Origin of the sequence: Microtetraspora sp. AC03309, assembly GCF_020826795.1 — a bacterium.
Taxonomy (GTDB): Bacteria; Actinomycetota; Actinomycetes; order Streptosporangiales; family Streptosporangiaceae; genus Microtetraspora; species Microtetraspora glauca.
Map to the genome: position 1 here is coordinate 116,553 of NZ_JADDIL010000019.1, position 7,834 is coordinate 124,386.

General features: G+C 71.0%; 9 protein-coding genes. 5 read left to right on the forward strand and 4 right to left on the reverse strand.

The window, feature by feature from the left end; translation table 11 throughout:
* Nucleotides 1-94: 94 nt before the first annotated feature.
* Together IMZ11_RS13940 and IMZ11_RS13945 are read right to left on the reverse strand one after the other, a co-directional pair.
* On the reverse strand, nt 95-1,423 hold the full coding sequence (locus tag IMZ11_RS13940; protein ID WP_228641435.1) for a cell wall metabolism sensor histidine kinase WalK: 1,329 nt from the start codon (nt 1,421-1,423) through the stop codon (nt 95-97).
* On the reverse strand, nt 1,423-2,121 hold the full coding sequence (locus tag IMZ11_RS13945; RefSeq protein ID WP_308066788.1) for a response regulator transcription factor: 699 nt from the start codon (nt 2,119-2,121) through the stop codon (nt 1,423-1,425). The genes IMZ11_RS13940 and IMZ11_RS13945 overlap by 1 nt, the downstream gene beginning before the upstream one ends.
* A 102-nt stretch (nt 2,122-2,223) precedes the next feature.
* On the opposite strand from IMZ11_RS13945, the gene IMZ11_RS13950 reads away from it, so the two are divergent.
* Entirely contained in the window at nt 2,224-2,631 is a 408-nt protein-coding gene (locus IMZ11_RS13950; RefSeq protein WP_228641437.1) for a hypothetical protein, read from the forward strand.
* A 127-nt stretch (nt 2,632-2,758) separates the two neighbouring features.
* On the opposite strand, the gene IMZ11_RS13955 is transcribed toward IMZ11_RS13950, so the two are convergent.
* Nucleotides 2,759-3,322: a helix-turn-helix transcriptional regulator gene (locus IMZ11_RS13955; protein WP_061253807.1), complete on the reverse strand. Its 564-nt coding sequence runs from the start codon at nt 3,320-3,322 to the stop codon at nt 2,759-2,761.
* 79 nt (nt 3,323-3,401) lie between these two features.
* Between IMZ11_RS13955 and IMZ11_RS13960 the strand changes: the two genes are divergently transcribed.
* Nucleotides 3,402-4,826 (forward strand): S9 family peptidase, encoded by a 1,425-nt coding sequence (locus IMZ11_RS13960; protein ID WP_228641439.1) that lies wholly within the window; start codon nt 3,402-3,404, stop codon nt 4,824-4,826.
* Here the strand turns inward: IMZ11_RS13960 and IMZ11_RS13965 are convergent.
* Nucleotides 4,786-6,015, reverse strand: a complete 1,230-nt coding sequence (locus IMZ11_RS13965) for an MFS transporter (RefSeq protein WP_228641441.1) — start codon at nt 6,013-6,015, stop codon at nt 4,786-4,788. The two genes, IMZ11_RS13960 and IMZ11_RS13965, sit on opposite strands and share 41 nt — an antisense overlap.
* A 66-nt stretch (nt 6,016-6,081) precedes the next feature.
* Between IMZ11_RS13965 and IMZ11_RS13970 the strand changes: the two genes are divergently transcribed.
* The 3 genes from IMZ11_RS13970 to IMZ11_RS13980 all read left to right on the forward strand — a co-directional run.
* The gene (locus IMZ11_RS13970; protein WP_228641443.1) at nt 6,082-6,585 is read left to right on the forward strand and encodes a MarR family transcriptional regulator; all 504 of its coding nucleotides are present in this window, start codon (nt 6,082-6,084) and stop codon (nt 6,583-6,585) included.
* Between the two features lie 185 nt (nt 6,586-6,770).
* Nucleotides 6,771-7,463: a DUF998 domain-containing protein gene (locus tag IMZ11_RS13975; protein WP_228641446.1), complete on the forward strand. Its 693-nt coding sequence runs from the start codon at nt 6,771-6,773 to the stop codon at nt 7,461-7,463.
* A gap of 62 nt (nt 7,464-7,525) precedes the next feature.
* The coding region (locus tag IMZ11_RS13980; protein WP_228641448.1) for a YciI family protein at nt 7,526-7,834 on the forward strand (309 nt) is incomplete at its 3' end.

A 7,834-nucleotide genomic window follows, 5' to 3' on the forward strand; every position in this document is an offset into this window, starting at 1 on the left:
AGTGGCCGGTTTCGGCGCCGCGGGCCGCGCCGGGGGGCCGCCCTGGCATGCGCGGATCCGGACGATCGACCAAGCGGCACCCGGCCCGCGCGGGTTACGGCGAATGGCCGGTTCCGAGGCGTCCGGGGCGCAGGTCGGCGCGCAGGCGTGCGCCCTTCGCCCTTCGGTCCGGCTCGGCCACGACCAGGGTGCCGCCGTGGGCGCGGGCGATGTCCCTGGCGATGGCCAGTCCCAGGCCGGAGCCGCCCTCGTCCCGCGCGCGTGCCTCGTCGAGCCTGGTGAACCGGCCGAACACCGACTCACGATGCTCGACGGGGATGCCGGGGCCGTCGTCGACGACCTCCACGACCGCGGGCGCGGCCACGCGTACGGTGACGGCGGAATCGGCGTGCCGTACGGCGTTGTCGACGAGGTTTCCGATCATCCGGCTGAGGTGGGAGCGGGAGCCGGGGAGGACCACGTCATTGGCGATATCCAGAAATATCTGGATATCGTGGCGCCGCGTTCGCAGCGCCTCCTCCGCCGTGACCTGCCCCAGGTCGATCTCCTCGGTCCGCAGTGGCTCACCGGCGTCGAGCCGCGCCAGCAGGAGCAGGTCGGCGGCGAGCCCCTGAATCCGCTCCACGTCGGTCAGCGCCTCCCGCGTCAGCCCCGGGGCCTCGCGCCTTCCGAGCTCCAGCCGCGTACGGAGGGTCGCGATCGGGCTGCGCAGTTCGTGCGCCGCGTCGGCGACGAACCGCTTGTGCCGCTCCACGGCGCGTTCCAGCCGGTCGAGGGTCGCGTTCATGGTCCGCGCCAGCCGGGCGACCTCGTCCTGGGCCGCCGGTACGGGCACTCGCTGGTGGAGGTCGCTGGTGGTGATGTCCGCGAACGTCCTCCTGATCGCCGACACGGGCGCGAGCGCCCACCCGACCAGCAGCCAGGTCATCCCGGCCACCAGCAGCAGCAACGCCGGAATGCCCATGAGGAGCAGCTTCCGAAGCGCGTTCAGTGCGTCGCGCGCCGGCTCGAGCGAGGCCCGGCCCTGGACGGTGACCGGCCCCTCCGAGGTGCTCACCACGCGCTCCGCCGTGGCGTAGCCCTCGCTCCAGCCGCGTTCGGCCTGTGACACGGTGTCCATGCGGCCGACCCGCACGTCGGGGTCCGCGGCGACGTCGTGGGAGGGGCCTGTGGTGCCGTCGGGAGCGGGGTCCGCGGTGCCGTCGAGAGCGGGGCCGCCCGCGCTGGACGTCCGCTGCCCCGACTCCTCGCTGATGGTGAGCGACCGCGCGGCCGCGTCGGCGCGGCGCGACGCGTCATGATCGGCGCTCGCCTCCAGGCTGCTCTTCAGATTGCCGACCAGCACCGCGGCCGCCACGCCGAGCGCGAGCGCGACCGCCATGGTCGCGACGACCGTCGCGCGGAGCCGCACCGACCATCGCATCACGATCCTCCGTCCAGCCGGTAGCCGGCTCCTCGTACGGTCACCAGCGTCGACCGGCCGAACGGCGCGTCGATCTTGCGGCGCAGCGCGCTGATGTAGACCTCGACGATGCTCGGGTCGCCCTCGTAGGCGAAGTCCCATGCCTGCTCCAGCAGCTCGGGCTTGGAGACCACCTCGCCCGCCCGGCGTGCGAGGGCGTGCAGCACGGCGAACTCCTTCGGGGTCAACGTGATCTCGGCCTCTCCTCGGCGGCAGCGCAGCCCGGCCGGATCGACCACGAGATCGCCCGCCGTCAGGACGACCGGCCGCTCGTGCCCGCCGCGCCGTACCAGCGCGCGGAGACGGGCCAGCAGCACCACGTACGAGAACGGCTTGGACACGAAGTCGTCCGCGCCCATGTCCAGCGCCTCGGCCTCGTCGTACTCGCCGTCCTTCGCGGTGAGCATCATGATCGGTGTCCAGTCGCCGGCGTCGCGGAGGCGCCGGCACACGGTGTACCCGTTGACCAGGGGCAGCATCACGTCCAGCACGATGGCGTCGTACCGGTTCTCGGTCGCCATCCACAGGCCCTCGCGCCCGTTGTGGGCGACGTCGACCGCGAAGCCCTCCTCGCCCAGCCCGCTGCGCAGCAGTTCGGCCAGCCGCTTCTCGTCCTCCACCAGCAGCACCCGCATGGCGTACAGCCTGAACGAGGCCACCTAAAGCCAACCTGAAGATCATTTCTGCCGCCTTCAGGCTCACTTCAGGTACGCCGCGCGACTCTGGGCGCGTCAACAGGCAAGCGAGCAGGAGGTACCCGCATGAAGCTCTCCCGATTCCTTCTCGTCGGCGCCGTCGCCGCCGTGCTGGCCGGGTCCGTCGCGACGGCCGCCAACGCGACCGGGCTCTTCCGGACGACCGGCACGCCGACCACGGCGGAGTGCCCCGCCCCCGGCGACGGCTCCCTGAAGCTCGAAAAGGTCGAGGTGAAGGACGGCAAGGTCTTCCACAACGGTGAGGAGGTGGCGTCGGTCCCGCCCGCCGACAAGGTCCAGGTGGCGGTGAAGGACGGCAAGGTCTACGTCGGAGAGGAAGCCGAGGCGGTCGCGAAGTCCGAGGCGGCCGCCGGCGCGAAGTCGTCCGGCGGTGGTGGCGTCCTCGATGCCCGCTCCGAGGACGGCAGCGGGCCCAGCACGAGCTGCGCCTTCGAGCCGGCGCCCAGGAAGTAACCGCGTCCGGTGAACCGCGTCCGTGAACTGCGCCCGGGGGTCGCGGGGCGCGGTTCACCCGACCGTCGTCGTGCCCGGCGACGTGCGATCGCCGCTGCGGTGAGTGGCTGTCAGCCCTCGTGGGTTGTCAGTCCTCGTCGGCGGGCAGGGCGAAGAGCCGGATATGGAGGGGGCGTGCGTCCGGCGGGGCGTCCTCCGCCCGATGGCTGTACTTCATCAACAGCGCGATGTAGGCGTCGAAGAACTCCTGGAACTCGGCCTTCGTCATCCGGCCGAGCCCGCGCGACCCCTTGGCCCAGTCGGGATCACGCCGGTAGGCCTCCGGAAAGCGCTCGAACAGCACACGGTCCTCGTCCATGCCGATCCGGTGGAACTCGGCGAGCACGGGGCGGTCCTCGGGGGCGAGCTGGTCGGGCGTGGGCAGCCGCATGTCACGCGGACCATCGGCCTTGCGCCACCAGCGCTCCCTGCCGGTCGAGCGCTCAGGGATCTCCTCGATGAAGCCGTACTTCTCGAGTTGGCGCAGGTGATAGCTGGTCGTGCCCGTCTTGGCGCCGAGCAGCTCGCCGAGCGTCGTCGACGTGGCGGGACCGTGCACGTTGAGATGGCGCAGCATGAGCCGCCGCATGGGGTGGGCCAGCGCCTTGAGACGCGCGGGGTCGTCGAGCAGGAACGACTCCTCATCCTTCATGACGAGCAGCCTAGTACCGCAGAACGATATCTGCAGATAACTGTTTGCCGAAACTTCTCTGCAGAATATTGTCGGCAGCATGAGACGAAGCCTCCTGGCGGTGGTCGCCGCCCTCTTCCTGCTCGCCACTCCCGCGGCAGCGGTGGCGGCCATCGAGCCTCCGCCCGCCGTACCGTCCGACCTGAAAGCGACGGAGGTGAGCTTCCGCGGCGAGGGAGGTCTCACCCTGCACGGCACGGTCCTCTCGCCCGCCTCGGCGAAGACCGCTCGGCCCGGTATCGTCCTCGTCCACGGCGCGGGTACGGCCACGCCCCGTACGAAGCTGCTGAACGAGGCCGTCGGGTTCGCCCGCCAGGGGCTGGCCGTTCTCATCTACGACAAGCGGTCCGAGGGCTATTCGCTCTTCCAGCGGTCGTACTCGCAGCTCGCCGACGACGCGCTCGGCGGCGTGGCCGCGCTGCGGTCGCAGCCGGGCGTCGACCCGGCGAAGGTCGGGATCTGGGGGCTCAGCGAAGGCGGCTGGGTGGCGCCGATCGCGGCCTCCCGTTCGAAGGACATCGCCTTCGTCGTGCTCGTGGGCGCGAACAGCCTGCGACCGCTGCGCCAGCAGACCTGGGCCGTGGCGGCCGGGCTGCGCAAAGCCGGTGTGTCGGGCCCGCTCGTCGACCGGACCGAGCTCAACCTGTACCGGACCCTCGCCGACGGCGGCATGTTCCCCGAGCCGTACTACGACCCGGAGCCGACCATCGCCGCCGTGCACCAGCCGTTGCTCGGCATCTGGGGCGTCCACGATCTGCTGACTCCGCCCCAGGAGAGCCCGCCGGGTTTCGCCAAGGCTCTGGAGAAGGGCGGGAACCGGCACTACACCTTCCGCTTCTTCCCCGATGCCGACCACGCCGCGCACCTGACCCCTGACGGCGGCGTCACCCGGCTGCCCGAGCTCGCCCCCGGTTACGCCGAACTGGTCGGTTCCTGGGTCCGGGACGTGACGGCGGGCCGGCCGCCCGTCGCGCAGACGTCCGGACCCGCGCCCGTACAGGAGTCCCTGACCGTGCCGGTGGATCCGCCGGCCCGGTGGGAGTCCGCGCCGGTGCAGCTCGCGGCTCTGGTGCTGCTCGTCGTCGCGTTCGCCGCCTATCCCCTGATCGCGCTGGTGCGTCGCCTGCGCGGTGGCTCGCGGGCGCCGGTGAGCAGGGCCGCACGACTCCTCAGCGCCGGAGGGCTCGCGACGGTGCTCGGGTCGTTCTCCTACCTGTCCTATCTGGTGATGACCGGCGGCAAGCTCGCCGCTCCCGGGCCCGTACTGGCCGGGCGCCCGGTGATCTGGCTCGCGTTGCAGGCTCTGGCGGTGGCTTCCGTGGTGGCCACCGTTCTCACCGCGCTGGCCTGGCGCCGCGACCGCGGCTCCGTGGCGCGAGGCGAGAGGGTACGGCTCGGCCTCCTGCTCACCGGCGGGCTGGTGTTCATCCCGTGGGCCCTCTACTGGGGCCTGCTGCTCCCGTGACAACCGGCCGGATCTCCGCGGCGCCGCCCATGCCCGGGGCGCGTACCTCGGGCAGGGCCAGAACGATCAGGTTGACGGCCGCGACGAGCACCGCCGCCGTGAGGAGGGGGATCGTGGTTCCGGCCCAGGCGGCGATGGGGGCGGCCAGCGCCAGGCCGAGCGGCCGGGCGGCGAACGAGATCAACGCGTCGAACGATCCCACCCGGCCCAGCGCCTGCTGCGGGATCCGGCGCTGCATCGCGGTCTCCCAGAGCGGGATCAGCAGGCCGAGTCCGAGCATGGCGACGAAGTAGGCCGCCGCGACGACCGCCGTCGGAGCCGAGATCGCGAAGGCCGCGAGCGGGCACGCGTACAGAGAACCTCCGATCGCTGTGGCGACCAGTGGTCGCCGGATGGGCAGCCTCGGGGCGAGAGGGATACCGAGCACCATCGCCACCGTCCCGGCCTGGACGATGATCACCCAGGCCGACTCGCCGCCCAGTGATCGGACCGCGATGATCGGTCCGAGCGTGAGGAGGAAGCCCGCGCCGAGATGCCAGACGCCGTGGCCGGCCAGACTGGTCAGGAACCATCGATGCCGCCTGGCCTCCGCCCAGCCTTCGCGGAGATCGGCGAGGAAGTGTCTGCGCGTGACGACGCGGGGAGCCGTGACCAGCCCGCCCAGGGTCACGGCGGAGCCCGCGAAGAGAATGCCGGTGATCAGGAAGGACCACCCGGCTCCGGCCCACAGGGTCAGCCCTCCGGCGAGCGCGGGGCCCGCCATCTGCATGAGCCCGTTGACGACTCCGATCCTGGCGTTGATTCGGAGTCGATCCTCCGCGGGGACCACGCTCGTGACCAGAGGCGACACGGCGGGTACGCCGAAGGCCACGGCGACGCCGGTCAGCCCGGCCAGTCCGGCGAGTTCGCTGACGGACGGGTCGCCGAGCAGGAGCCTGATTCCGATCGCGAGCTGGGCGGCACATCGTGCCAGGTCGGCGGCGAGGATCACGCGCCTGGGCGACAGCCGGTCGGCCAGGACGCCGCCGATCGGGAGCAGCAGGAGCATGGGCAGCATCTCGGCGGCGAGGACGACGCCGAGATCGACGGCCGAGCCGGTGCTCCTGATGACCGCCAGGGTCAGCCCGGTGGGGATGAGCGCGGTGGCGAGGGCGGCGACCGCTCGGCCGATGACGAGCCGGGTAATCATGCCCGTGAGACTATTTCGCCAGCGAAAGATTCGTCAACAAATTATTTGCTGGCGTATGATGAGCGCGTGGATGATTCGGTGGACCGGCACATCGCCCGCTGGCGGGGAACGGCTCCGTTCGACGATCGGGTCGAGGCGGTCGTCACGCGGATGCAGTTCCTGGTGAAGCACGTCTCGCAGGCGAAGGACGCCGCTCTGGCCGCCGTCGGTCTGCAGGACTTCGAGTTCGAGACCCTGCACCGCCTCAGTGCGCGGGGCGAGGGAGGACGGATGACCCCGTCGGAACTCGCCGCCGAGCTCAAGCTGTCGCCTGCCGGCATGACCGGACGGCTCGACACCCTGGAGAAGGCGGGCCTGGTCCGGCGCACCCGCGACGTGGAGGACCGGCGGCGGGTGGACGTGGAGCTCACCGAACAGGGACGCGCGTCCTGGCTGAAGGCCATGGGCCTGCGCGGCGAGGTCGAGGCCGACATGGTCGGTGTGCTCGGCCGGGAAGACCAGGAAACTCTCGCCGCGCTGCTCAAGAGGTTGCTGCTCCACGTGGAGAATCAGGACCACCCGCAGAAGTAGGCCGCCCACCTCGCCGAAGCTGCCTTTCCGGCATGGGCCACCCGCATACGCTGCGGAAACAGGAGCTCGAAAAAATCTTGAAAAAGATCGGGCCGGTCTGTCGAAACGGCGTGGGCTCGTTCGAAGCGTAGTCAAAGGGCCGAGAGGAACCCGAGAATCAGCCCCGGACTCGCGAGGAGAAGGCCATGACCCAGCAGATGACGAGGACCGCCACGCCGGCGACCTGTGACTCGCGGACCAGCGTCACCAGGTCGCTCCTGGGCTACGGCGTCATCGCCGGACCGGTGTACATCACGGTGTCCCTCGCCCAGGCGCTCACCCGGGACGGGTTCGACCTCGCCCGCCATCCGTGGAGCATGCTCGCCAACGGCGACCTCGGCTGGATACAGATCGCCAACTTCCTGGTCGTCGCCCTGGCGACCCTCGCGGGCGCGGCCGGCCTGCGCCGGGCCCTCCCCTCGGGGCGCGGGGCGACCTGGGTTCCCCGGCTGGTCGGCGGGCACGGCGTGGGGATGATCGGCGCGGGGATCTTCCGGGCGGACCCGGCGATGGGCTTCCCGGTAGGGACGCCGGACGGCCCGGGAGCGGTCAGCTGGCACGGGACACTGCACTTCACCTGCGCCGCCGCCGGCTTTCTCTGCCTGATCGTGGCCTGCTTCGTCATCGGTCGCCGGTTCGCCGCGGAGGGCCGTACGGGATGGGCCGTCTACTCCCCGGCCGCCGGTGTGCTGTTCTTCGGATCCTTCGCCGTCGTCGCGACCGGCGCCGGCGCCGCCTGGGCCAATCTGGTCTTCATCACGGGAGTCGTGGTCGCACTGACCTGGCTCTCGGCCCTGTCGCTTCACTTCTACCGGCGCACCGCGCCCGTACCCGCCTGAACCTCGCCACTCACACCAGATCCGGAACACTCACAGAAAACCCATAAGAAAGAGAGATCGCAATGAGGTACATGATCATCCTCAACGTCACCACCCAGCCCGCCACCCCGCCGCCCGCCGAGCTGATGGAGGCCATCGCCAAGCTGGGGGAGGAGGCCACCAAGGCCGGGGCGCTCCTCGACACCGCCGGGCTGGCCCCGAGCGCCCAGGGCGCGCGGGTCGAGCTCACCGGAGGGAAGCTGAGCGTCACGGACGGTCCGTTCGCCGAGGCGAAGGAGCTGATCAGCTACGCCCTCTACCAGGTCCGCTCGAAGGAGGAGGCCATCGAGTGGACCTCCCGCTTCCTGAAGATCCACCGCGACCACTGGGAG

What these genes read in the sequence shown, in the direction of transcription:
- IMZ11_RS13955 (WP_061253807.1), bottom strand. Translation starts at nt 3,322, where the DNA reads ATGAAGGATGAGGAGTCGTTCCTGCTCGACGACCCCGCGCGTCTCAAG.
- IMZ11_RS13960 (WP_228641439.1), top strand. Translation starts at nt 3,402, where the DNA reads ATGAGACGAAGCCTCCTGGCGGTGGTCGCCGCCCTCTTCCTGCTCGCC.
- IMZ11_RS13950 (WP_228641437.1), top strand. Translation starts at nt 2,224, where the DNA reads ATGAAGCTCTCCCGATTCCTTCTCGTCGGCGCCGTCGCCGCCGTGCTG.
- IMZ11_RS13975 (WP_228641446.1), top strand. Translation starts at nt 6,771, where the DNA reads ATGACCCAGCAGATGACGAGGACCGCCACGCCGGCGACCTGTGACTCG.
- IMZ11_RS13940 (WP_228641435.1), bottom strand. Translation starts at nt 1,423, where the DNA reads ATGCGATGGTCGGTGCGGCTCCGCGCGACGGTCGTCGCGACCATGGCG.
- IMZ11_RS13965 (WP_228641441.1), bottom strand. Translation starts at nt 6,015, where the DNA reads ATGATTACCCGGCTCGTCATCGGCCGAGCGGTCGCCGCCCTCGCCACC.